Raw genomic sequence first — 22,801 nt, 5'->3', positions numbered from 1 at the left:
TCCCCTTGGCGTTCACCCCTTTGGCGTTCACCACCGACACGGTTCACTTCCTCGTACTCTGGCCACCCGGCCAGCCTACTCCTATTGAGTCTTGTTCAATAGCTATTGACACGTGTTCAGTACCACCCTATGGTGACACCATGACAACGAACGATGTAGAGATCGCCATCATCGGTGCCGGCTTCTCGGGTCTGGGCGCCGCGGTCCGCCTCAAGCAGAACGGCTTCGACGACTTCGTCCTCCTCGATCGCGGCCGCGACTTCGGCGGGACCTGGCGTGACAACACCTACCCCGGCGCTGCGTGCGACGTGCCCTCGCAGCTCTACTCCTTCTCGTTCGCGAAGAATCCCACCTGGTCGCGGTCGTACTCGCACCAGCCCGAGATCCACGACTACATCAACGGGGTCGCCGACAGGTTCGGCATCGCCGCCAAGGCCCGCTTCGGCACCGAGGTGACCCGGACCGAGTGGAACGAGGACGAGGGCCGGTGGATCATCGACACGCTGCAGGACGGGAAGACCGACCAGGTGCGTGCGCGGGTCCTCGTCGGCGGTGTCGGCCCGCTGTGTGAGCCCAACCTCCCGGACATCGAGGGCATCGAGTCCTTCGAGGGCAAGATCGTGCACTCCGCCCGCTGGGACAACGACCACGACTTCGGCGGCCAGCGCGTCGCGGTGATCGGCACCGGCGCATCGGCCATTCAGCTGGTCCCCGAGGTCGCCAAGGTCGCCGGCCGGCTGGACGTCTACCAGCGCACCGCACCGTGGATCGTCCCGCGCACCGAGCGGGCGTACAGCTCGGTCGAACACTGGGCCTACAAGAACGTCCCGGGTTACCAGTCCGCGGTCCGCGGCGGGATCTACGCCGCCAACGAGGTCGTCGCATTCGGCCTCACCTACTCGCCCAAGGCGCTCAAGCCCGTCGAGTTGCTCTGCCGCGCCAACATCCTGCGCGGTATCGGCCGCGACGCCGAACTGCGTCGCAAGGCCACCCCGACGTTCCAGGTGGGCTGCAAGCGAATCCTGCGCTCCAACGACTGGTACCCGGCCCTCGCCCGACCCAACGTCGACCTCGTGACCGACGGCATCGACCGGATCACGCCGACCGGGATCGTGTCGCGGGACGGCACCGTGCGCGAGGTCGACGTGATCGTCGTCGCCACCGGATTCCACGTCACCGACTCCCCGGTGTTCGAGAAGATCATCGGCAAGGACGGCCGCAGCCTCGCGCAGGTGTGGAACGAGATCGGCATGCAGGGCTACAAGGGTTCGTTCGTCCACGGCTTCCCGAACATGATGCTGATGGTCGGTCCGTCAACCGGACTGGGCCACACCTCGATGGTGTACATGATCGAGTCGCAGCTCAACTACCTCGTCGACTACCTGAAAACCTCTCGTGCCCAAGGGATCACGCGGACCGAGGTGAAACTCTCCGCTCAGCAGGAGTTCAACGCCGGCATCCAGCACAAGTTGCGCAACAGCGTGTGGGTGAACGGCGGATGTGCCTCCTGGTACAAGGACGCCAATGGCAACATCACGACGCTGTGGCCCGGCTTCACCTTCGCCTTCCGGCAGACGACCCGGTCCTTCGACGTCGCCGCCTACGATGTGACCCGCGGCGCCCGGCGCCCCGTCGCACCCGCGGCACCGGCCGGTTCCGCCACGGGCGAGGACGTCGCCGCGCCCGCCACCGCCAACGCCTGACCGACCGAACCCACCACAGGAGACAAGACATGAAGGACTTTCGCGGCAAGGTCGTCGTGATCACCGGAGCCGGTTCGGGAATGGGCCGTGACATCGCGGTCAAGCTGGCACGTCGCGGTGCGCGGCTGGCCATCTCCGATGTCACCCCCGACGGTCTGGCCGTCACCGAGAAGCTGGTGAAAGAGGCGGGCGCAGAGGTCCACTCGCAGCTGCTCAACGTCGCCGAGCGCGAAGCCGTGCTCACCTACGCCGACACCGTTGCCGAGCACTTCGGCGTGGTCAACGTCGTGTTCAACAACGCGGGTATCGCTCACCACGGCGAGATCGAGCGCACCGAGTTCAAGGACATCGAACGGGTGATGGACGTCGACTACTGGGGAGTCGTCAACGGCACCAAGGCATTTCTGCCGCACCTGATCGCCTCCGGCGACGGGCACATCGTGAACACGTCGTCGCTGTTCGGATTGCTCGCCGAACCGGGACAGGCCGCCTACAACTCCGCGAAGTTCGCGGTGCGCGGGTTCACCGAGGCGCTGCGCCAGGAGATGATCGTCGCCAAGCATCCGGTGCAGGTGTCCTGTGTGCACCCCGGCGGCATCAAGACCGCGATCGCCCGCAACGCGACCGTGTCCGGCGACCACGACCAGAAGGCCACGGCCGCACTGTTCGATCGCTACCTCGCCCGTATGACGAGCGAGGACGCCGCGGACGTGATCATCGAGGGCGTGCGCAAGAACAAGGCGCGCATCCTGGTAGGCACCGACGCCAAGGTCCTCGATCTCGCAGTGCGCCTCGTCGCGTCGAAGTACCAGTGGGTGTCGGCGAAGCTGACCGGTTGGGCGCTGTCGAAGGCCGGCTGACACCAGCCGGACACACGGCGCCGGGAGCGGAGCGAGCGGGCCGAAGGGTTGCGGCGACGCCGTGGCACCAACACGCGGTCGGGGCGTGTTGGCGTCCCGGCGCCGGGAGCGGAGCGAGCGGGCCGCATGGACACGGCGCCGGGAGCGGAGCGAGCGGGCCGCATGGACACGGCGCCGGGAGCGAAGCGAGCGGGCCGCAGCTACCCGGCGCCGGGAGCGGAGCGAGCGGGCCGCAAGTACACGGCGTTGTCGTGTCTCGGTCTACAGGCCGTGTTCGCCCAGCCAGGCGAGGGCGACCTCGCGTGGGTCCGACCCGCCGTCGACCTCTGCGGACATGGTGGCGAGGTCGGCGGTGGTGATCTCACCTGCCACCTTGTTCATCGCCTTGACCTGGTCGCGGTTCAGCGCCGCGGACCGGAACACCGGTACGAGTACTTCCGCCCGCGGACCGGTCTGATCGGCCTGCTCGGCGCCCGCGGGCCGGGCGTCGGTGGCCGGGGTGCCGGGGCTGTCCGCGGTGTCGCCGCCCCCCTGCGACGTCCGGAGCGCCTGCACCTCCGATGACGTGCCGTCGGCGTCTTCCCCGGCGATCTCGAGCGGCGTCAGCAGGCCGACCGCCGTGCCGCCTGCGGCGCGGCGGAGCACGTCCTCGGAGGAAGCGACGAGTTCGACCGGACCGAACGCGCACCCCGCATCGGCGAAGGCCCGCATGGTGGCCGCGTCCGGTTGACCGAGAGCGGCGACCGGCAGGCCCGCGGGCAGCCGGGCACAGTCCGCGAGACCGGTGGCGCCGACGTCCCCAGCGAGGGTCGTCGACACGAAGATCTGTGGGGCCGCCGACACCGGAGTCTCGTCCCCCACCGAAACTCCCTGCGGCAGTGAGCGATTGAGGTCGCGGTAGACGTCTTCGGCGCCGATCGCGGACGACGACGGGGAGAGCATCGTCAGCAATTCCCCGGTGAAGCCCGGGAAGAGATCGAGTTCGGCTCGATCCATCTCGTCCAGCAGCGTCGGCATGTCCCCGCGGAGCTGGTCGGCGGACACCACCGAGCCCGCGTTGCGCAGCGCCCCCGCGTACACCTCGGCCATCACCCGCATCGCCGGTTCGTCCGACGATCCGATCACCAGCCCGCGCGGCGGGGTCGACGGATCGTCGGCGCAGCCGGCGAGCACCACCGCCAGGACGACGAGGAGGCCGGCCACCGTGACGAGACGTTTGCGGACAAGACGTTCAGGCACCCCGCCACCGTATCTGCAGCGGAGCCTGGGGATCGAACGAGGCGCCCGGGTAAGATCGGCAGCCGTGCCCTCGCTCCCCCGGCCCGGTCCGCGCGGGTTGTCACCGCGCCGCGACCGCCGACCGCTCCCGCAGATCCGCGTCCCGGTGGCGCGTGCGATCGTGGACTGCGCCGTCTACATCGACGGTCACCGGCAGCCGGGGCGCGTCAGCTACACCGAGGGTCTCGCGCGGGTGCGCGCTGCAGGCGAGGGCTTCGTGTGGGTCGGTCTCCATGCCCCCGACGACGCGCAGATGGCCGATGTCGGTGCCACGTTCGGGCTGCACGAGCTCGTGGTCGAGGACGCGGTACACGCACATCAACGACCGAAACTCGAGGTGTACGACGACACCCAGTTCCTGGTGTTGCGGACCGTGCAGTACGTCGAGCACGAGACGATGGCCAAGGCGAGCGAGGTCGTCGAGACCGGCGAGATCATGGTCTTCGCCGGACCGGATTTCGTCCTGACCGTGCGGCACGGCGAGCACACCGAACTGTCGGAGCTGCGCCGCCGCCTGGAAGCCCATCCCGATCGCCTCGCCCTCGGTCCGACCGCGGTCCTGCACGCTGTCGCCGACAAGGTGGTCGACAGCTACCTTGCGGTCACGGAGCGGATGGACGTCGACGTCGCGGCCATCGAGGAGGTCGTCTTCGGCCGACAGGGTCACTCGCTCGACATCGACCCGGTCTATCTCCTGCGTCGCGAAGTGCTCGAACTACGGCGCGCGGTGACACCGCTCGCGACACCGCTGCAGAGTTTGACAGCGAGCGGTAACCCCTTGGTGCCCAAAGAGATCCGACGGCAGTTCCGGGATGTCAGCGACCATCTCACCACCGTCATCGATCGCGTTCTCGAGTACGACGAACTGCTGACCTCGCTCCTGCAGGCCGCGGCCGCCAAGGTCGGCATCCAACAGTCGACCGACATGCGCAAGATCTCGGCCTGGGTCGCGATCGCGGCGGTACCCACCATGGTCGCCGGCATCTACGGCATGAACTTCGACCACATGCCCGAGCTCCACCAGGAATGGGGTTATCCCGTGGTACTCGGCTGCCTGGTCGCGCTCTGCGCCGGCCTGTTCGTGGTGTTCCGTCGCAGTCACTGGTTGTGATCACCCCCGCGTGACCAGACGCCCGACCGGGGGATTGCCCAGCCGACACGACGGGTAGTCGTTCGCGATGACCCGCACCAACCACGCCCGCGACACGGCGCGCATCCTGCTCGACCGGGCCGGCCGTACCTATGCCGACGACGCAGGCATCACACTGAAGAACACCCCATCCCCGCTGTTCGAGCTGCTGGTCCTCGCCCTGCTCCTCAGCACCAGGATCTCCGCGGACATCGCCGTCGCGGCCGCACGCGAACTGTTCGCGGCCGGTTTTCGCACGCCGGAGAAGATGGCCCGAGCCGAGTGGCAGAGCCTCGTCGACGCCCTGGGTCGGGGCCACTACGTCCGGTACGACGAGAGCACGGCCACCCGTCTCGGCGAGGCAGCTCAGAGGGTCCTCGACGAGTATCACGGTGATCTGCGTCGTCTCGCCGACGATGCCGGCTCCGACCCCGGCCGCGCGGCAGAACTGCTCCAGGGGTTCACCGGTATCGGCCCGGTCGGGGCCGACATCTTCCTGCGCGAGGTCCAGTCGGTGTGGGAGTGGGCGACACCGTATTTCGACACACGCGCACTGGCCGCGGCCCGCGACCTCGGGCTACCCGACGATCCGGGACGGCTCGCCGACCTCGCGGACGGACGTCCGGAGGCCCTGGCGGCCGCGCTGGTCCGCGTCTCGCTGGACAAGTCGCTGCGCGCGGAGATCAGCTGATCCGATCGCGGGGCCTATGCTGGGACGACGATCACGACCGTCTCGCCAGCGCCGAGGTTTGTCCCGTGCCCGAATCGGTTATCCGGGAGAGTCCGCGCTCGGCCGTGCCGGACGCCCGGAGACGACAGGAGGACGCACAGGTGTCAGCTGACCCGATGGTCGACGTTTCGACGGAGCACGACACGACCTTCCGGCGACCGCTGTTGCCGGGTGCGCGCGGACCTCTGTCGGCCACCGTCATCGATCTCCTCCGGGGTGACCCCGCATCAGCGTCGATCCCCGAGTTGCCGGTCGACGACGCCGACCCGTACGGCGATGACCTGCAGCTCGCCCTCTACCTCTGCTACGAGATGCACTACGTTGGCTTCGTCGATGCCGCCACCGAGTGGGAATGGAATCCCGCGCTGCTCACGATCCGGGCGGCGCTCGAGCGTTCGTTCCTCGCTGCCCTGCACCGCGACGTGCCGGCGGCGGCCGCCGAGGACTCCGCCGACCACGAGATGGACGAGCTCTGCATCGAGAACCCCGACGGCGACGGTGCCTCGTACCGACTCCGCGACGCCGGCACGTGGGAGCAGTACCGCCAGCTGTTCGCGATGCGCTCGCTCTATCACCTGAAAGAGGCCGACCCGCACGCGTGGGCGATCCCGCGTCTCCGGGGCCACGCGAAAGCCGCCTTCGTCGCGGTCGAGTTCGACGAGTTCGGCGGTGGCCGCGGCGACGCCGTCCATCAGGAACTCTTCGCCGACCTGCTGCGGGCCTCGGACCTCCGCGCCGATTACCTCGGGTACCTCGACACCGTGCCCGGCGTCGCGCTGACGCCGGTCAACCTGATGTCACTGTTCGGACTTCATCGCCGGTACCGGGGTGCCGCGGTCGGCCATCTGGCGGCCACCGAGATCACCTCGCCCCCCGGATCCCAGCGCCTGCTCGCCGGCCTGGAGCAGCTCGATGCGCCGGAGGCCTGCCGACGTTTCTACCGCGAACACGTCGAGGCCGACGCGGTTCACGAGCAGATCCTGCGCACCGACGTCGTGGGTGATCTCATCCGCAGCGAACCGGACACCGAGGCCGACGTGATCTTCGGGATCCGCGCCTTCCTGTTCGTCGAGGACGCGCTCGACCGTCATGTCCTGTCCTCCTGGGAGCGCGGCGAGAGCGCCTTCCCCGGCATCTGACATCCGACACCGCGCGCGGTGAGACGCCGCGATCCGGGGACGCCCGCTCGTTCGGGGCGTCAGTCCGTCCGGCGACGCTTCTTGCGGTGGCTGGTGTCGCACAGCGGGTAGGTCTTGCTGCGCCCGCAGGCGCACACGGCGACCATGAACCGGTCCGATTCGACCTTCGCGCCGTCCGGGAGTTCGATGTCGACGGGTCCGGAGACGAGCACCGGACCACCGCGGATCACCCGCACCGCGTTGCGCTTGGCGTCGCCGCTCACGCCGACCCACCCGCCGGACCGGATTCGCCGGGCGCGACCGCGACGATCGCGACCAGTCGCTCGATGCGGCGGTTGCGCTCGAGCATCCCGATCTCCTCCATCCAGCCCGCACGCGCCGAGAGAACCGGGCCGAACGGGATGACCCGTTCGGCCACCACCTCGGCGGTCAGGCCACCGGCACGGAGGGCACGCAGCGAGGCCTCCTCGTCGGCGAATTCCGAATGGACGAGCACGAGGGTGCCGCCGGGCACCAGCAGGTCCGGAACGTGCGCGCACAGCGGGTCGAGGACGGCCCGGCCGTCGAGGCCGGCGTCCCATGCGTGCGAAGGTCCGGCCGGATGCAGGGCCGCCTCGGATTCCGGCGGGGTCGGTACGTACGGCGGGTTACAGGTGACGACGTCGTACCGGCCCCGATGACGGCGGAGGTCGCCGTGGGCCACCTCGATGCGCACCCCGGCCTCGGCCGCCGCCTGTCGCGCATACGCAACCGCCTCGGCGGACGCGTCCACCGCGGTCACCTCGGTCGCACCCGCCCGGGCCGCCGCGATGGCGATGGCGCCGCTGCCGGTGCACAGGTCGAGGACGCGGGCTCCCGCGACGCCGCGGGAGCGCAGGGTGTCGATCAGCAACTGGGTGTCCTGCTGCGGCAGATAGACATCGAGCTCGGGCCGGGGGGCGGTCGTCGTGGGCAGCGACGATGATGTGAGGGTCACGCGTGGCACCGCCCGTCTGTCGTGCCGATGGTCCCTGCTCCCCGTGACTCCATGCGCCCTCACCTTCTCAGACCAGCCGTGCTCTCGATGCTCAGACGTTCCCTCTGTCATACGTTCCGAAACCTCGGAACGCATGTGTTCGCCCGCGATTCACCAGGAGGCCGGAACCCCTCGAGAGGTCTCAGGCCGGAGTTGCCGACGCCCGGTCGGGCCTGGTCACGTCGATACCCGCCTCCCGCCACGCCTCCCGCAGCGCGTCGGCCCCCTTCAGCCGCACCCAGGCGGCCTCGTTGGCGGTGATCGGGATGGCCCGGAGCATGGTGACCGGGTCCATCGGTTCGGGCAGTTCGACGATGCCGAGTTCGTCGGCCTCGAGCAGTACCGCGGTGAACGGGGAACCGTCCCAGAGGGGTTCGCCGAGATCGACGAGTGCGTCGGCGGCGATGATCAGGCCCTCGACGGCCGGCGCGGCCGCCAGCGTCGCCATCCGTTTGTGCAGGCCCGGCAGCGGTGTCCCCGACGACATGCGCACGACGAGCTCGGCACGGGGTCCGCGGACCGGATCCGCGTGCAGGTCGGTGGGATCGGACATCGGATGCCGCGCACACCCCGACGTCACGTAGACCACCGTGGGGCGATCACCGGTATCGGCGGCCGCGAACCGCAGGACGTCGATCGGCTCAACGCCCAGGAACGTCACCGACGCCCGCTGCGGCGTCTCCCCCAGCCGGTCTTCCAGGAATCGTCCGACGACCTCTGTCACGGCTTCGCTCACACCCGACAGGCTACCGACTCCCGCGCGCGGGTCCGGGGCGCTCCTCTAGCCTGGAGCAATGGTCCGGGTTCTGGCGGTCGCCGACGAGGTGGTGGATTCCCTCACCTTCGGCGTGGGGATCGAATCCCGTCCCGACCTCATCCTCGGCGCCGGCGACCTGCCGTTCGAATACCTCGAGATCCTGTCGTCGCTGTGCGACTCGCCGTGCGTGTTCGTCCCCGGCAACCACGACCGCGACCTACGCGGGTACCGGCGCGGCCGGACCGGCTGGACCCGCGCAGGCCTCCCGGTCGAGGACCCCGGCCCCTGCGGTGCGGTCAACGCCGATGGTCGGACCGTCTCGGTCGCCGGGCTCCGCATCAGCGGTCTGGGCGGCAGCCGCCGGTACAACGGGGGCACCAACCAGTACACCGACACCCAGCAGCGGCTGCGCTCGCTCCGCCTGCGGTGCACCGCCGCCCTGTCGCCGCCACGGGGCGCCGACATCCTGCTCACCCACAGCCCGGCGCGCGGCGTCGGCGACCGGGACGATCTCCCCCACCGGGGTTTCGACTGTTTCCATCCGCTGGTGCGGTCGCTGCAGCCCGCGCTGCTGATCCACGGGCATGTCCATCCCTACGGCGAACGGCCGGCGGATCTGCCCATCGGGTCGTCGACGACGTCGATGAACGTCGTCGGGTTCTGTCAGTTCGACATCGATCCCGTGACCCGGGACGTCGAGATCGTGAGGCGCAGATATGGCGCGTGACACCGGTTTTCCCGACGCCGACGCCGAGAACGATTTCGCCCGGCTGCGGCGCCAGGCCGAACGAGCACGTCTCGCGCAGTGGTTCATGCGTCAGCCGGCCGACGTGAACACCATCCTGCCGTTCGACGAAGTGGTCGCCGCGCTCGGCCGAACCGGCGAGACCTCACTCGGGCTCCAGGTGGTCGAGGTGTCCTCGATCGTCGGCAGCGTCGACCGGACGAAGGACTTCGACCGTTACTTCCGGCCCACCTCGTCGCGTGGGCGTGAACGCTGGCAGCGCCTGGCCGCAGCGCAACGACGCGGCGAGTCGGTGCCACCGGTGCAGCTCTACCGGATCGGGTCCATGCACTTCGTCATCGACGGCCACCACCGCGTGTCCATCGCGATCGCGCGGAACTGGGCCACGATCGACGCCTACGTCACCCTCATCCACACGCGCATCTCCCCCGACGGCATCACCGGGACATCCGATCTGGTCCTCAAGGACCATCGTCGGCTGTTCTTGTCGCGCGTACCGCTCGAGGGCGCCCAGGCCGACGCCATCCGGCTCAGCTTCCCGTTCGACTACGCCGAACTCGCCGAGAACGTCGAGGCCTGGGGATTCCGTCTGAGCCAGGAGATCGGCGAGTTCCTCAGCCGCGCCGAGACCGCCCGGCGCTGGTTCGGTGAGGAGTTCCTGCCGGTCGTGCGGATGGCCCGGCGCGCGGGTATCCGACCCGACCTCGAGAGCGACGCCGAGCTGTACATGTGGGTCGCCTGCGAGCGTTATCGCCTCGTGCGCAGGCACATCTGGGACGAGCACGTCTTCGACGAGCTGCTCGACCACTCCCGGCGGCGCAAGCGGTGACCCACCGCCGGGAGGACGCGGCTCAGCGAACCCGCAGCGATGCTCCCGAGCTCTGATCGAACACCGCGATCTTCGAGGCGTCGTAGAACAGTTCGGCCGAACTGCCGCGGGTGACCTTCGAGTCCGGGGACAGTCGTGCGATGAGCTGGTTGCCGCCGAGATCGGTTCCGGAGTCGGCGGACAGCTCCGCGAGGGCATCGCTCGACGCCCGGCTCGAGCCGACGCTGAAGTAGGCGTAGATGTCCGACCCCATCGACTCGAGGACATCGATGTTCGCGGTGAACGTCGCCCCCTGACCGCGGGTCGTCGAATCGACGAGCGACGCGTCCTCGAGATGCTCCGGGCGGATGCCGATCAGCACGTCCCCGCCGCTGCCGACGTCGCCGGCACGCGACACCACCGCACGGTGGTCGTCGAGCGAGATCGTGCCGATCGCGGTCTCGATGCCGTCGGAGCCGAGGCGACCGGACAGGAAGTTCATCGCGGGCGAACCGATGAAGCCGGCCACGAACACATTGGTCGGATTGTTGTACAGCTCTTGCGGTGTGCCGATCTGCTGCACGTACCCGCCGCGCAGGACGACCACGCGGTCGCCGAGGGTCATGGCCTCGGTCTGGTCGTGGGTCACGTAGACCGTGGTGGTGCCCAGACGCTGCTGCAGCTGCGAGATCTCGGTGCGCATCTGCACGCGCAGCTTCGCATCGAGGTTCGACAGTGGCTCGTCCATCAGGAACGCCTTGGGCGACCGCACGATCGCGCGTCCCATCGCGACGCGCTGCCGCTGACCACCGGAGAGGTTCGCGGGCTTGCGGTCGAGGTACTGCCCGAGGTCGAGGATGCGCGCGGCCTCGTCGACCTTCGCGGCCACCTGATCCTTCGGCATCTTCGCGAGGGTCAGCGGGAAGGCGATGTTCTCGCGGACCGACATGTGGGGGTACAGCGCGTAACTCTGGAACACCATCGCGATGTCGCGGTCCTTCGGCGCGCGCTCGTTGACGCGCTCGCCGCCGATCCGCAGTTCACCCCCCGAGATGTCCTCGAGGCCCGCGATCATGTTGAGCGTCGTCGACTTGCCGCAGCCCGACGGGCCCACCAGGATCACGAATTCGCCGTCGGCGATCTCGATGTCGACCCCGTGTACGGCCGTCGAGCCATCGGGATACTGCTTGGAGACGTTGTCCAGAACGATGTCTGCCATGGGTTATCCCTTCACGGCGCCGGAGGTCAGGCCGGCCACGATTCGACGTTGGAAGAAGAGCACGAAGATGATGATGGGGATGGTGATGACCACCGCGGCGGCCGAGATCGACCCGGTCGGTTCCTCGAATTGCGAACTGCCGGTGAAGTTCGCGATCGCCACCGGTGCGGTGATCGCCCGTTCGGTCGACGTCAGGGACAACGCCAGGAGCAGGTCGTTCCAGGCGAAGATGAACACCAGGATCGCCGCGGTCACGACGCCGGGCGCCGCGAGGGGTGCGATGACCTTGCGGAAGGCCTGCCACGGCGTGGCGCCGTCCATCTTGGCGGCCTTCTCCAGCTCCCACGGGATCTCGCGGAAGAAGGCGGACAGGGTGTAGATCGCCAGCGGCAGCGCGAACGTGATGTAGGGCAGGATCAGGCCGGGCCAGGTGTCGAACAAGCCGAGTCGTCGCTCGATGTTGAACAACGGGGTCACCAGCGAGATCTGGGGGAACATCGCGATCAGCAGGGCGGCGCCGATCAGGAGCTTCTTGCCCGGGAAGTCCAGGCGCGCCACCGCATAGGCCGCCATCGTCCCGAGGATCACCGCGATGACCGTCGTGATGAGTCCGACACCGATCGAGTTGATGAGCGCCGAGGTGAATGCGCTCGTCTCGAAGATGTTCTTGTAGTTGTCGAGTGTGAACTCACTGGGCCAGAATCGCCCGTCGGTCACGCTACCTGCCGGTTTGAACGACAGACTGATGATCCACAGCAGTGGGATGAGCGCGTACAGGATCACCAGGATGTTGGCGATCGACCACCAGGCCTTGGACTTTCCGCTCGTATTCAACGGCTTACCTCCCCTCGTCGTCGGAACCCGGTGCGGCGGTGCCGAACCCCTTGATGAACACGAACGCGATGATCGCGACGCAGATGAAGATCAGGATCGAGATCGCCGAACCGACGCCGAGATTGAAGGCGCCGAACAGATTGTCGTAACCCAGCATCGACACCGAGTAGGTGTTGTTGGACCCGCTGGTGAGGACATAGATGTTGTCGAAAACGCGGAACGCGTCGAGTGTGCGGAACAGCAGCGCCACCAGGATCGCCGGCTTCATCAGCGGGAGGATGATGCGCCACAGCCTCGTCCACGCTCCGGCACCGTCCACCTGGGCCGCCTTGAGGAGGTCGTCCGGCACGAGCGCGAGTCCGGCCAGCAGCAGCAGGGCCATGAACGGGGTCGTCTTCCAGACCTCGGCCAGGACGATGATCGCCAGTGAGGGCCATTGCTCGGTCAAGGGAGCACTGCCGTCGGGCAGCAGATTCGCGAGATATCCGGTGCCGGGTGTCCAGGCGTAGTACCACGAGAACGCCGCTGCCACCGTCACGATGCCGTACGGGATGAGGACGACGGTACGAATCGTGCCGCGCCCGAAGATCGTTCGATGCATCACGAGCGCGATGGCCATGCCGAGAACGAGCTCGATGATCACCGACACGACCGTGATGCCGACCGTGACACCGAAGGCGGTCCACCAATAGTTGTCGGTGAGGACGGTCGCGTAGTTGGCGAACCACACGAACTCGCGTTCGCCGGGCGCCGAGAGGCTCATCTTGTTCAGCGACAACCAGACCGCGTACACGATCGGGTAACCGGTGACCAGGATCATCATGAGCGCGGCCGGCGCGACGAGCCAGAAGGCCAGTCGGCGCTCGGCGGCCTTGCCCTCGCTGCGCTTGCGCGGTGCGGCCGGTGCGTCGTCGGCTCGCGGACGCTCGGCGACCGCCGTCGTGCCGGCTGCGGTGGCAGCAGCCGGACCGGCGGCCGGAGCGGGTGCGCCCGCCGGACCGCTCACCGGCGCGGCGTCGTGCCGTCCGCCCGGCGGCGGGGTCCACACCTGGTCGGATTGCACCGGCGGCGTGTCACCGACGATCGGGATCGGGCCGGTCTGCGGCGGGGCGTCGTCGGGCAGGGCATGACGTCCGGCGCGGAACCGCGCGTCGTCGCCCGAAACATCACGGCCCGGCCGGTCGCCGGTCCGTTCGTCGTCTCCGGGTGTCGTGTTGTCGCTCACGGGATCAGCCCTTCCCCGTCGATGGCCTTCTGGACCGCTTCGGCGAGTTCGTCGACGAGAGCCTCCGGCTCCCAGGCGCCGACCGGACTCAACTTGGCCTGCAGCAGCGTCGAGATCGCCTGGTAATCGGGCGACTTCGGGCGCAGCGCGGCGTGTTCGGGTTCGAGCTGCCGCTTGATCTCGTCGGCCATCGGGTAGGCGAGCCGGAAATCGGCGTCGTCGTAGATGGATTCGATGACCGGCGGCGGTCCGGCGCTGAACGAGAACGCCTTCTGCGACGCCTCGCTGGTGATGCACTCCGCGGCCTGGAAGGCGAGATCCTGCTGCTTCGAGGTGCTGGCGACGGCGATGTTGATCCCGCCCAGGGTCGTCTTCGTGGGGAGTCCCTCGAAGCCCGGGTAGGGCGCGAAGTCGAAGACCCGCCGCATCTCCCGGTTCAGCGGGACGACCTGCGCCGCCGTCGGCGGGTTCGCGGTGTCGGCGTAGAGGTTCGCGTACTGGGTGAGGTCGAGGAAGGCGACGCTTCCGGCGACGGCGTTCTCGCGCATGCCGGCGAAGACGAACGGCCAGTTGACCTGATACAGAGCCTCTCCGCTCTCCATCCCGAGTCGCGCGGCGCCCTCGTCGGAGTTGGTCAGCGAGGGATCGGCCCCCGGTGCGGTCGCCACGCGCTTGAGGGTCTCCAGGGCGCGCACCGTGGCGGCGCGGTGTTCAGGGGTGTCGTTCAGGGTGACCTTGTCGGGGTCCTGCGGATCGACGATCTGGCCGCCGGCACTCGCGAGCACCGAGTTGAACCACACCATCAGGCCCTCGTATTGCCTGCCCTGCACCATGATGTAGGTCGGGCCGCCGTTGCGTCCGCTGACGAGCGCGTCCTCGAGCATGCCGTTCCACGTCGACGCCGGGCGGCGTCGGTCGACGTCCTCGGCGAGGACATCCGGCCGGTACCACAGCAATTGGGTGTTGGTGGAGAACGGGATGGCGTAGAGCCGTTCACGCTCGTCGTCGTCGGTTTTCCACACCGCGGTGTCGAGCGGGCCGCCCAGGGTGCGTGCCGAGATCTCCGCCGCCATGTCGTCGGGCACCGGCACCATCCAGCCCGCGTCGGCGAATTCGGCCGTCCACACGACGTCCATACCCATCAGGTCCAGACCGCTGTCGTTGCCCGCGAGGCGCCGTGCGAGCTGCAGACGCTGATCGTCGGCGCCCTTGGGCAGCGGAGTCGTCACGACCTTGTACGCCCCGCCGGAATCGGCCGAGCACTTGTCGCCGATCTCGGCGAAGGTGTCCGCGCCGTCGGCCGGCGGATAGAAATTGAGTACGCCCGCTTCATATCCCGAGCCGCATGCGGACAGCACGGGCAGCATGGCCGCCGCTGCCACCGCCGCGGCGAGGACCTTCCGTCTCACGCGTCTGGTAGATCCGTCAGTCCTGACCCTGCTCCGCACGCAGCCTCCTCGATGTCGTACGCGGCGGGCGCACCAGGTGCTCCGCCGTGAGCGTCCGAAGTGCAACGCTATACGTGAGGATTCGTGACATGCAACACATTCGGCATGGGCGTGCCACTCCGCGAGCGATTGTGATCCCACCGTGTCCGAGCGGGAGACGTCGGCTCAGAAGGTCAGACGGGTGAGCATGTCGCGTGCCCTCTCTGCGCTTTTCGGGTCGCACAGCACGTCATAGCGTCCCGCGACGAGTTGCATCGTCGAGGCGAAATCACGCTGGCCGCGCGTGGCCGCGTACGGAATGGTCGCGGAGATCACACCGAAGACCATGCCGCCGACGATGCCCACGAGGATGGGCGCGATGGGCGAACCGGTGAACACGAGCGCCACCAGGCAGCCGAAGAAGAAGCCGAGCCAGGCACCGGACACCAGCCCGCCGCCGACCACCTTGCCCCATGTCAACCGGCCGATGACTCGTTCGACCTGCATGAGATCGACGCCCACGATGGTGACGTCCTGCACGGTGAAGTTCTCGTCGGAGAGGAAATCCACCGCGCGTTGGGCCTCGGCGTAGGTTCCGTAGGAACCGATCGGCCAGCCCTTCGGCGGGGTGGGCAGGCCCGGCGTCTCGCGGCTCGGGCGCATGGGATTGGTCATGTCGGGGCCTTCCCTGTTGTGCGACTGCTGCGGTGGGACTCGACCGTGAGACTCGTCTCCCACCGGTGGGCGTTCGGTGTCTGCCGTCGGCCTCCACGGAACCCGATGGCACTACCCTTACTCCCATGTCGTCGGTGAGCAAGGTGTTCGTGGCCAGATTAGTCGGGTTGGCCGTCCTTGGTCCCGACGGTGAATCGATCGGTCGCGTCCGCGACGTGGTGATCTCGATCCGCATGTCCGGACAACAACCGCGCGTCCTCGGTCTGGCGGTCGAATTGACCACCCGGCGTAGGATTTTCGTTCCCATGCTGCGCGTGACGGCGATCGAGCCGCAGGCCGTTGCCCTCAACACCGGTACCGTCAGCCTCCGCCGGCTCCACCTGCGGCCCGGCGAGGCGCTGGCCATCGGGCAGGTTCTCGACACCCACGTCCGGGTCGTCGATCCGGACCTACCCGAACTCGCCGACGCCGACGTGACGGTGATCGACCTCGGCATCGAGAAGACCCGGACCCGCGACTGGGTCGTCTCCCGCGTCGCAATCCGCGCAGGCCGCCGCGGTCTCCGACGCCGCCACGAGACCCAGGTCGTGGAGTGGTCCAGCGTGCAGGGCATCACCCAGAGCGCATTGAACCTCCCGGGACAGGGAGTGGCACAGGCGTTGTTGCAGTTCGAGGGCATGCGGCCGGCCGACGTCGCCAACGCCCTGCGCGAACTGCCCGCGAAACGGCGCGACGAGATCGCCTTGGCCCTGGATGACGAACGGCTCGCCGACGTGCTGCAGGAATTACCGCCCGACGATCAGAAAGAGGTGCTCGCCGCGCTCGGTCGCGACCGCGCCGTCGACATCCTCGAGGCGATGGACCCCGACGACGCGGCCGATCTGCTCGGCGAACTGCCCGACACCGAGGCCGAGGCGTTCCTGGAGGAGATGGACCCCGTCGAGTCCGAACCGCTCCGACGCCTGCTGCTCCACTCCCCCGACACCGCCGGCGGTGTGATGACCTCCGAGCCCATCGTGGTGACCCCGTCGACGACCATCGCCGAGGCGCTCGCCCGCGTCCGCAATCCCGACCTCACGCCCGCCGCGGCGAGCCTGGTGTTCGTCGTCCGCCCGCCGACGGCGACGCCGACCGGGAAGTACCTCGGGTGCGTACACCTGCAGGCCCTGCTCCGGGAGCCCCCCGCCCATCTCGTCGGCGGCATCCTGGACACCGACCTCGTCCAACTCCACCCCGAGGACTCCCTGGAGACGATGACGAGATACTTCGCGACCTACAACCTGGTCTGTGGACCCGTCGTGGACGAGGCCGGGCACCTGCTCGGCGCGGTGAGTGTCGACGACCTCCTCGACGAGATCCTGCCGCGCGACTGGCGCGAGACCGAGCCCGAGGACGCCGTCGAGCCCGTCGGAGACGTCATCCGATGAGCGAACCGGGACGCAAACTCGACACCCCCAGCACCCGTCGCACGATCTCGTTCAATCTCGACTCCGACGTCGTCGGGATGTACAGCGAGCGGGTCGCCAGGTTCCTGGGCACCGGGCGCTATCTGGCGATCCAGACGGTCGTCGTGATCGTGTGGATCGCGCTCAACCTGGTCGCGGTGTCGATCAGATGGGACCCGTACCCGTTCATCCTGCTCAACCTCGCGTTCTCCACCCAGGCGGCGTACGCGGCCCCGCTGATCCTCCTGGCCCAGAACCGGCAGGAGAACCGTGACCGAGTCTCGCTCGAAGAGGACCGGCTGCGGTCCGCCCAGACGAAGGCGGACACCGAGTTCCTCGCACGTGAGCTCGCCGCCGTCCGGCTCGCGGTCGGTGACACCGTGACGCGCGACTACCTGCGCAAGGAACTCGACGACCTGCTCGACGAACTCACCGAACGACTCGGCGCCACGTCCGACGACGAGCCGCCCGCCGGTACGGGTCCGCGCGACCGCTCGCGCTGATCTTCGGAGTGCACCGGCCCCGACGTGACAACCAGAGCCCGTCGGCGCGATGGGTTCACTGACACCAATAGTGGAGTTCGTGTCTGGGACGTCAGACCCATATGTATGGTGGGTCACAGTTCGGACCGGATCCCGGTGTCGACCACGACACGACGGATTCGTCCGGTGCATCCATGCGAGCGGCTCTCGAACCGGGCCGCGGGTGGTGATCGCCACGTTCTCGGGGGCAGATGTGTGTGTTGACAACGGAGTGGACATGACCGGGCAGCGTCCCGGGGCCGTGTCGGGCGACGGGAGCGGTCGATGAGGCCTCTCGACATCGTTCGCCGCCGCCGCGGACCGCGTCGTCCGTCCTCTTTCCCGCGCCGCGCCGCGACTCTCGCCGTGGGTGGTGGCCTGGTCGGTGCGCTGGTGCTGGGCACCGCGACATCGAGCGCCTCCGGTGGCACCGTCGCCGCACCCGTCACCGAACCGGCTGCCCCCGTGGTGCTGGCCGAGGTCGTCGCCGGCTCACCGGTCGCCCTGCTCGGCTTCGCGCCTCCGCCGGAGAAGCCCGCGACCGCCCTGCCGGCACCACAGTTCCGGCTCGCCACCGATCTCCCGTCGGGTCCGCTGGGAATCCCCGGCGTGGTCCTCCAGGCCTACAAGCTGGCCGCGAACCGCGTCGCGGCCGAGAGCCCCCAGTGCAAGCTCCCGTGGTTCCTGCTCGCCGGCATCGGCCGGATCGAGTCCAATCACGCGAGCAACGGCTCGGTCGATCAGTACGGTACGACCATCAATCCGATCGCCGGCCCGGTCCTCGACGGCTCCCTCGCCGGCAACGCCGTCATCAAGGACACCGACGGCGGGCGCATCGACGGCGACGCCGGACACGACCGCGCCATGGGCCCGATGCAGTTCATCCCGAGCACATGGGCCGCGTGGGGCTCCGACGCCAACGGGGACGGGAAACCCGACCCGAACAACATCTTCGACGCCACCTACTCGGCCGGCCGGTACCTGTGCGCCGGTGTCACCGACATCATGAACGAGCGCACCCGGGTCTCGGCGGTGCTGCGCTACAACCGCTCGATGGAGTACGTCGCGAACGTGCTCGGCTGGGCCGGGGCGTATGCGACAGGCGTGATGCCGACGAACCCCATCCCGGAGATGAAGCGCAAGCCGTCGAGCAGTTCGAGCAAGTCCAGCAAGCCGAGCACGCCGAGCACACCCGGGTCCGAGTCGTCCTCGTCGTCCTCCTCGCGCCGGCCGAGCCCGCCGCCGCAGCCGTGCATCATCGTCTGCCTGCCGTCGATCCCGCCGCTGTTCCCGGGCCAGCCCGCACCCCCGCCGACCAAGAAGGACGCTCCGGCCACCAAGCAGGCCCCGGCGGGCAACGCCGGACCGAACCGGCCGGGCGCTTCCGGCGCGCCGGTTCCGGTTCGCTGACACCGCGATCGGAGGACCTCCGCCGGGCGTCGTCGGTGCCGCCGGTAGTCTGGACCAGATGACAACAGGAGTCGCGCCCACGGAATCGGCAGTTCGCGCCGCTCTGGGCAAGGTCAAGGATCCCGAGATCGGCAAGCCGATCACCGACATCGGGATGGTCAAGTCGGTCACGGTCAACGACGACGCGAGTGTCGACGTCGGCGTATACCTCACGACGTCGGGCTGTCCGATGCGCACCGAGATCTCGCAGCGCGTGGAGACAGCCGTGGCCGACGTCCCGGGCGTCGGCGCGATCCGCGTCGAACTCGACGTGATGGACGACGAGCAGCGAACCGAACTACGCAAGAAGCTCCGGGGGGACAAGGCCGAACCGGTCATCCCGTTCGCCCAACCCGGTTCGCTCACCCGCGTCTATGCGGTGGCGTCGGGCAAGGGCGGCGTCGGCAAGTCGAGTGTCACCGTCAACCTCGCGACAGCACTCGCCGAGCGCGGGCTCAGCGTCGGCGTCCTCGATGCCGACATCTACGGTCACTCGGTTCCCCGCATGCTCGGCAGCGACGCCAAGCCCACCCAGGTGGAGCGCATGATCATGCCGCCGATCAACCACGGGGTCCGCTTCATCTCCATCGGACAGTTCACCGACGGGAACACCCCGGTGACGTGGCGTGGCCCGATGCTCCATCGCGCTCTCCAGCAGTTCCTCGCGGATGTGTACTGGGGCGACCTCGACGTGTTGCTCCTCGACCTGCCGCCGGGCACCGGCGACGTCGCCATCTCCATCGCCCAGCTCATCCCGGGTGCGGAGATCCTGGTTGTGACGACCCCGCAGCAGGCCGCGGCCGAGGTCGCCGAGCGCGCCGGGGCCATCGCCCTGCAGACGCGCCAGAAGATCCTCGGTGTCGTGGAGAACATGTCGTGGCTGGAACTGCCCGACGGCAGCCGCATGGAACCGTTCGGGTCCGGCGGCGGTGAGCAGGTGGCACAACGCCTCACGCGTGCCGTGGGCGCTCAGGTCGACCTGCTCGGTCAGGTGCCGCTCGAGACCGCCCTGCGCGAAGGTGGCGATGCCGGGGTCCCGGTCGTGCTGTCGGCGCCGGAATCGGCCTCGGGGTCCGCACTGCGCGCGATCGCCGGCAAGCTGGCGGCGCGCAAGCGCGGTCTGGCCGGGATGAGTCTGGGACTCGACACCATCCGGAACGCCTGACCGGTTCGCCTAGGTCGCGTCCCAGTCCGCTGCGGCGGGACGCGACCCCGTGCGCGGCGAGCGGTCCGGAGCGGCGCGGTTGCCCGTCGCGGAGTCGGACCTGTCGGCGGAATCCTGCTTCTCGAACGACAGCGGCGCCGAGACGGGCTTGATCTCCGGCGCCGCCGGGGTGGTGTTCCGATTGACCGTCGTCGCGCTCTCGTTCAGACGGAACAGCGAATCGTCGCCGTCGAGAAGATGTTTCGTGACGATGGAACGCGGCGTCATACCCCGGAGCTCGTTCAGATCGGCCAGCGGTTTGCGCAGATCGTCGAACTCGGGACCGAGCTCGTCCTTGAGCTGAGCGCTCGCACCGGTCGCATATTCGCGGACCTTCTTGAGCGACTGCATCGTCCACGAGACGGCACCGGGGAGGCGTTCGGGGCCGAGGATGACCAGCGCCGCGACCACCAGGATCGCGATCTCGCCCCATCCGATGCTGCTGAACATGTGCCTCGTCCTGACTTGTGCGCTGGTGTGGTTAGTCGCTCGCCGGTGTGATGGTACCGCTGAACGTCCGACCCGCCCGCCAGTACTGGAACGGGACGGATTCACCGATGTTCGCGGTCCGGATCGCGACGTTCAACTCGTCGGCGCTCTCGATGGGGCGGTTGTTGAACGAGGTGATCACGTCGTTCTCGCGAACCCCCGCCCGTTCGGCAGGACTGCCGGCCACGACGTTGCGGACCTGCGCTCCGAGGACCCGTTCGTTGCGGACCGAACTCGCGTTGACCCCGATCTGCGGATGGTTGACGCGGCCGTCACGGATCAGCGCTTCCGCGATGGGCTTGGCCTCGTCGATCGGGATCGCGAAACCGAGCCCGATGTTGCCGCCGCCTGCGCCGAGGCGTCCCGCGGTGTTGATCCCGACCACCTGGGCCTCGGCGTTGACCAGGGGGCCTCCGGAGTTGCCCGGGTTGATCGCGGCGTCGGTCTGGATGGCGTCGATCACCGCGTCGGTGTCGGACTCCGCATCGGGGGTCAGCGCCACGGCACGATCGGTCGCGCTGACGATGCCGCTGGTCACGGTTCGGTTCAGTCCGAGCGGCGATCCGAAGGCGACGACCTCTTCACCGATCTGGAGGTCGCCGGAACTGCCGAGGACCGACACCGTCGGGTTCTCGACATTGTCGACCTTCAGCACCGCCAGGTCCGTCTTGGGATCGCGTCCGACGATCCGCGCCGGGACGCGCTGGCGATCGAAGAAGACGACCTCGAGTTTGGCGCTCTTGTCGTTCGCGGCCATCGAGATCACGTGATTGTTGGTGAGGATGTAACCCTCTTTGTCGATGACGAATCCCGACCCGGTCGCATAGGCACCGGCGGCGCGGACGTCGATCGCGACGACCGACTTCTCCACGGCGCGGGCCACCTCGGCAACCGACGACCGCGGCCCGGCGTCGCCGCCGGTGTCGTCGGTGGACAGCTCGACCGTGTCGCTGGTGAGCGGCGCGGCCACTTCCGCGGTGTACCGGCCCATCAGGCCGCCGACGAGTCCGATGAGCAAGGCGATCACCGCGAGCGTCGCCAGGGCCACCCAGCTGAGGCGCTTGCCGAGCAGGATGTCGCGAACGCCGAGTTTCGGACCGGCGTCTGTGGGGGTCTCCGGTGCCCCGGTGGCCAGCGCAGGTGCGTCGAGCCGGGCCGGACTCTCCGGGTCGCGCCACGGGTCGTCCGGCGTCCGGGGCTGTTCGGTCTGACCGTAGGTCGCGAGCGGATCCCGCTGCAGGGTCTCGGTCGACCCCACCGGCCGACCGAAGGCCTCGGCGAGGACCGGGTCCGGGGCCGCGACCTGGGGCTCGGGCGACCGACCGTCCGTTGAGGTGGCGAACGAACCACGCACACCCGACGGCCGGCCGAACACCTGCGCGGTCGACGGCGAGACGGGTGCGTGCCGCGGCCTCGACGGCGTCAGCCGTTGCGACTCGGGCGGTTCGGCCCGACGCGCGAACTGCGCGTCACCGGGATCGGGAGAATCGGCGTCGGGAGAATCGGCGTTGGGGGCCACGTTCACCGGCCCCGGCGGCGGAAGGCGCGGCCACGGGCCGCGGGGATGCCGTCGGTCGGCGCGTCGGGCGACACCGTCGGCCCGAACTCCGTCGGGCGGGGTCGTCCGGAGGTCATGTCGATCTCGCGGGTGGGGATCTGGGAGAGCTGGCCGAGCAGGGAGTCCGGGATCGACACGCGGCCGGACTCGCGCAGACGGGTGCGGGCCAGGGACTGCGCCTCCACTGCCGCCACGCACTCGTGGCACAGCGCGAGGTGGTGAGCGGCGCGCGCGTGCGCGGACATGCCGAGTTCACCGTCTACGAAGGCCGCGACCGCCTCGGGGGCCAGGTGCTCGGTGGGTGCGAAGCCGCGCCCGCCGGCCGTTCCCGGCGCACGGTAGCCCCGATTGGGCAGGAATGACGAGGGAGCCGGACTCCAGGTGTTCCACCTGCTGGGAGTCCAGGAAGACCGCCGACGACGGAGGTTGGGGGTAGGTGGTTCGACACCGCCACTCCCGGTCGGACGCCCGCGATCGCCGTCCATCATCGTCGTTCACCCCTCTCCACGACGAAACCGCCGCACGATGAATCCTCTGTTGCCACTGGGCCTGCTGCTCTTCTGCCACGGTACCGACCGGCGGCATCCGATG

Annotated in this window: 23 protein-coding genes; 11 read left to right on the top strand and 12 right to left on the bottom strand. The window is 68.8% G+C overall.

Annotated elements, in window-relative coordinates:
- Positions 1-140 precede the first annotated feature (140 nt).
- Positions 141-1,703, top strand: a complete 1,563-nt coding sequence (locus BCM27_RS09795; RefSeq protein ID WP_004020338.1) for a flavin-containing monooxygenase — start codon at positions 141-143, stop codon at positions 1,701-1,703.
- Between the two features lie 29 nt (positions 1,704-1,732).
- Complete coding sequence (locus BCM27_RS09790) at positions 1,733-2,563, top strand: SDR family NAD(P)-dependent oxidoreductase (RefSeq protein WP_004020337.1); 831 nt, start codon at positions 1,733-1,735, stop codon at positions 2,561-2,563.
- Positions 2,564-2,824: 261 nt separating this feature from the next.
- On the opposite strand, the gene BCM27_RS09785 is transcribed toward BCM27_RS09790, so the two are convergent.
- Complete coding sequence (locus BCM27_RS09785) at positions 2,825-3,802, bottom strand: type 2 periplasmic-binding domain-containing protein (protein WP_004020336.1); 978 nt, start codon at positions 3,800-3,802, stop codon at positions 2,825-2,827.
- 64 nt (positions 3,803-3,866) lie between these two features.
- Here BCM27_RS09785 and BCM27_RS09780 point away from each other — a divergent pair, with 64 nt between their 5' ends.
- The 3 genes from BCM27_RS09780 to BCM27_RS09770 all read left to right on the top strand — a co-directional run bounded on the left by BCM27_RS09780 (position 3,867) and on the right by BCM27_RS09770 (position 6,839).
- Positions 3,867-4,952: a magnesium and cobalt transport protein CorA gene (locus BCM27_RS09780; protein ID WP_033205442.1), complete on the top strand. Its 1,086-nt coding sequence runs from the start codon at positions 3,867-3,869 to the stop codon at positions 4,950-4,952.
- A gap of 67 nt (positions 4,953-5,019) precedes the next feature.
- Positions 5,020-5,661 carry an HhH-GDP family DNA glycosylase gene (locus BCM27_RS09775; RefSeq protein WP_004020334.1) on the top strand — a complete coding sequence of 214 codons (642 nt, stop codon included), beginning with the start codon at positions 5,020-5,022 and terminating at the stop codon, positions 5,659-5,661.
- Positions 5,662-5,816: 155 nt separating this feature from the next.
- Positions 5,817-6,839, top strand: a complete 1,023-nt coding sequence (locus tag BCM27_RS09770; protein WP_033205447.1) for an iron-containing redox enzyme family protein — start codon at positions 5,817-5,819, stop codon at positions 6,837-6,839.
- A 59-nt stretch (positions 6,840-6,898) separates the two neighbouring features.
- Here BCM27_RS09770 and BCM27_RS09765 read toward each other — a convergent pair whose 3' ends face one another.
- The 3 genes from BCM27_RS09765 to BCM27_RS09755 form a co-directional block, all read right to left on the bottom strand.
- Positions 6,899-7,102: a CDGSH iron-sulfur domain-containing protein gene (locus BCM27_RS09765; protein ID WP_004020332.1), complete on the bottom strand. Its 204-nt coding sequence runs from the start codon at positions 7,100-7,102 to the stop codon at positions 6,899-6,901.
- Positions 7,099-7,815, bottom strand: a complete 717-nt coding sequence (locus BCM27_RS09760; protein WP_004020331.1) for a HemK2/MTQ2 family protein methyltransferase — start codon at positions 7,813-7,815, stop codon at positions 7,099-7,101. The genes BCM27_RS09765 and BCM27_RS09760 overlap by 4 nt, the downstream gene beginning before the upstream one ends.
- 181 nt (positions 7,816-7,996) lie before the next feature.
- Positions 7,997-8,590: a suppressor of fused domain protein gene (locus BCM27_RS09755; protein ID WP_004020330.1), complete on the bottom strand. Its 594-nt coding sequence runs from the start codon at positions 8,588-8,590 to the stop codon at positions 7,997-7,999.
- Between the two features lie 58 nt (positions 8,591-8,648).
- Between BCM27_RS09755 and BCM27_RS09750 the strand changes: the two genes are divergently transcribed.
- Positions 8,649-9,338: a metallophosphoesterase family protein gene (locus BCM27_RS09750; protein WP_004020329.1), complete on the top strand. Its 690-nt coding sequence runs from the start codon at positions 8,649-8,651 to the stop codon at positions 9,336-9,338.
- The gene (locus BCM27_RS09745) at positions 9,328-10,185 is read left to right on the top strand and encodes a hypothetical protein (protein ID WP_004020328.1); all 858 of its coding nucleotides are present in this window, start codon (positions 9,328-9,330) and stop codon (positions 10,183-10,185) included. Before BCM27_RS09750 ends, BCM27_RS09745 begins: the two co-directional genes overlap by 11 nt.
- Positions 10,186-10,207: 22 nt before the next feature.
- On the opposite strand, the gene BCM27_RS09740 is transcribed toward BCM27_RS09745, so the two are convergent.
- From BCM27_RS09740 to BCM27_RS09720, 5 genes are all read right to left on the bottom strand, one after another.
- Positions 10,208-11,383 (bottom strand): ABC transporter ATP-binding protein, encoded by a 1,176-nt coding sequence (locus tag BCM27_RS09740; protein WP_004020327.1) that lies wholly within the window; start codon positions 11,381-11,383, stop codon positions 10,208-10,210.
- A 3-nt stretch (positions 11,384-11,386) separates the two neighbouring features.
- A complete protein-coding gene (locus tag BCM27_RS09735; protein ID WP_004020325.1) occupies positions 11,387-12,217 on the bottom strand; it encodes a carbohydrate ABC transporter permease in 831 nt (276 codons plus the stop codon).
- A gap of 4 nt (positions 12,218-12,221) precedes the next feature.
- Positions 12,222-13,442 carry a sugar ABC transporter permease gene (locus tag BCM27_RS09730; RefSeq protein ID WP_004020323.1) on the bottom strand — a complete coding sequence of 407 codons (1,221 nt, stop codon included), beginning with the start codon at positions 13,440-13,442 and terminating at the stop codon, positions 12,222-12,224.
- Positions 13,439-14,851, bottom strand: a complete 1,413-nt coding sequence (locus tag BCM27_RS09725; protein ID WP_004020322.1) for an extracellular solute-binding protein — start codon at positions 14,849-14,851, stop codon at positions 13,439-13,441. Before BCM27_RS09725 ends, BCM27_RS09730 begins: the two co-directional genes overlap by 4 nt.
- A 204-nt stretch (positions 14,852-15,055) precedes the next feature.
- Positions 15,056-15,544, bottom strand: coding sequence for a YflT domain-containing protein (locus tag BCM27_RS09720; RefSeq protein WP_004020321.1), 489 nt, complete (start codon positions 15,542-15,544; stop codon positions 15,056-15,058).
- Positions 15,545-15,669: 125 nt separating this feature from the next.
- On the opposite strand from BCM27_RS09720, the gene BCM27_RS09715 reads away from it, so the two are divergent.
- From BCM27_RS09715 to BCM27_RS09700, 4 genes are all read left to right on the top strand, one after another.
- Positions 15,670-16,971, top strand: coding sequence for a magnesium transporter MgtE N-terminal domain-containing protein (locus tag BCM27_RS09715; RefSeq protein WP_033205450.1), 1,302 nt, complete (start codon positions 15,670-15,672; stop codon positions 16,969-16,971).
- Positions 16,968-17,492, top strand: a complete 525-nt coding sequence (locus BCM27_RS09710) for a DUF1003 domain-containing protein (RefSeq protein WP_004020319.1) — start codon at positions 16,968-16,970, stop codon at positions 17,490-17,492. Before BCM27_RS09715 ends, BCM27_RS09710 begins: the two co-directional genes overlap by 4 nt.
- A 303-nt stretch (positions 17,493-17,795) precedes the next feature.
- Positions 17,796-18,920, top strand: coding sequence for a lytic transglycosylase domain-containing protein (locus BCM27_RS09705; protein WP_004020318.1), 1,125 nt, complete (start codon positions 17,796-17,798; stop codon positions 18,918-18,920).
- 58 nt (positions 18,921-18,978) lie between these two features.
- On the top strand, positions 18,979-20,124 hold the full coding sequence (locus BCM27_RS09700; protein WP_004020317.1) for an Mrp/NBP35 family ATP-binding protein: 1,146 nt from the start codon (positions 18,979-18,981) through the stop codon (positions 20,122-20,124).
- A gap of 9 nt (positions 20,125-20,133) precedes the next feature.
- Here the strand turns inward: BCM27_RS09700 and tatB are convergent, their stop codons facing one another.
- From tatB to BCM27_RS09685, 3 genes are read right to left on the bottom strand one after another with little or no spacing between them, the layout of a single operon-like run.
- The gene (tatB, locus tag BCM27_RS09695) at positions 20,134-20,613 is read right to left on the bottom strand and encodes a Sec-independent protein translocase protein TatB (protein WP_004020316.1); all 480 of its coding nucleotides are present in this window, start codon (positions 20,611-20,613) and stop codon (positions 20,134-20,136) included.
- Positions 20,614-20,644: 31 nt separating this feature from the next.
- A complete protein-coding gene (locus BCM27_RS09690) occupies positions 20,645-22,177 on the bottom strand; it encodes a S1C family serine protease (protein ID WP_004020315.1) in 1,533 nt (510 codons plus the stop codon).
- Positions 22,174-22,698 carry a hypothetical protein gene (locus tag BCM27_RS09685; protein ID WP_051987056.1) on the bottom strand — a complete coding sequence of 175 codons (525 nt, stop codon included), beginning with the start codon at positions 22,696-22,698 and terminating at the stop codon, positions 22,174-22,176. Before BCM27_RS09685 ends, BCM27_RS09690 begins: the two co-directional genes overlap by 4 nt.
- Positions 22,699-22,801 lie beyond the last annotated feature (103 nt).

Source organism: Gordonia terrae, assembly GCF_001698225.1.
Lineage (GTDB): Bacteria > Actinomycetota > Actinomycetes > Mycobacteriales > Mycobacteriaceae > Gordonia > Gordonia terrae.
This window is presented reverse-complemented; position numbering and strand designations above follow the sequence as displayed.

Coding starts and splice junctions, on each gene's coding strand:
- BCM27_RS09795 (WP_004020338.1), top strand. CDS start 141: ATGACAACGAACGATGTAGAGATCGCCATCATCGGTGCCGGCTTCTCG.
- BCM27_RS09790 (WP_004020337.1), top strand. CDS start 1,733: ATGAAGGACTTTCGCGGCAAGGTCGTCGTGATCACCGGAGCCGGTTCG.
- BCM27_RS09775 (WP_004020334.1), top strand. CDS start 5,020: ATGACCCGCACCAACCACGCCCGCGACACGGCGCGCATCCTGCTCGAC.
- BCM27_RS09770 (WP_033205447.1), top strand. CDS start 5,817: ATGGTCGACGTTTCGACGGAGCACGACACGACCTTCCGGCGACCGCTG.
- BCM27_RS09750 (WP_004020329.1), top strand. CDS start 8,649: ATGGTCCGGGTTCTGGCGGTCGCCGACGAGGTGGTGGATTCCCTCACC.
- BCM27_RS09745 (WP_004020328.1), top strand. CDS start 9,328: ATGGCGCGTGACACCGGTTTTCCCGACGCCGACGCCGAGAACGATTTC.
- BCM27_RS09740 (WP_004020327.1), bottom strand. CDS start 11,383: ATGGCAGACATCGTTCTGGACAACGTCTCCAAGCAGTATCCCGATGGC.
- BCM27_RS09720 (WP_004020321.1), bottom strand. CDS start 15,544: ATGACCAATCCCATGCGCCCGAGCCGCGAGACGCCGGGCCTGCCCACC.
- BCM27_RS09715 (WP_033205450.1), top strand. CDS start 15,670: ATGTCGTCGGTGAGCAAGGTGTTCGTGGCCAGATTAGTCGGGTTGGCC.
- BCM27_RS09710 (WP_004020319.1), top strand. CDS start 16,968: ATGAGCGAACCGGGACGCAAACTCGACACCCCCAGCACCCGTCGCACG.
- BCM27_RS09705 (WP_004020318.1), top strand. CDS start 17,796: ATGAGGCCTCTCGACATCGTTCGCCGCCGCCGCGGACCGCGTCGTCCG.
- BCM27_RS09700 (WP_004020317.1), top strand. CDS start 18,979: ATGACAACAGGAGTCGCGCCCACGGAATCGGCAGTTCGCGCCGCTCTG.
- tatB (WP_004020316.1), bottom strand. CDS start 20,613: ATGTTCAGCAGCATCGGATGGGGCGAGATCGCGATCCTGGTGGTCGCG.
- BCM27_RS09685 (WP_051987056.1), bottom strand. CDS start 22,698: ATGATGGACGGCGATCGCGGGCGTCCGACCGGGAGTGGCGGTGTCGAA.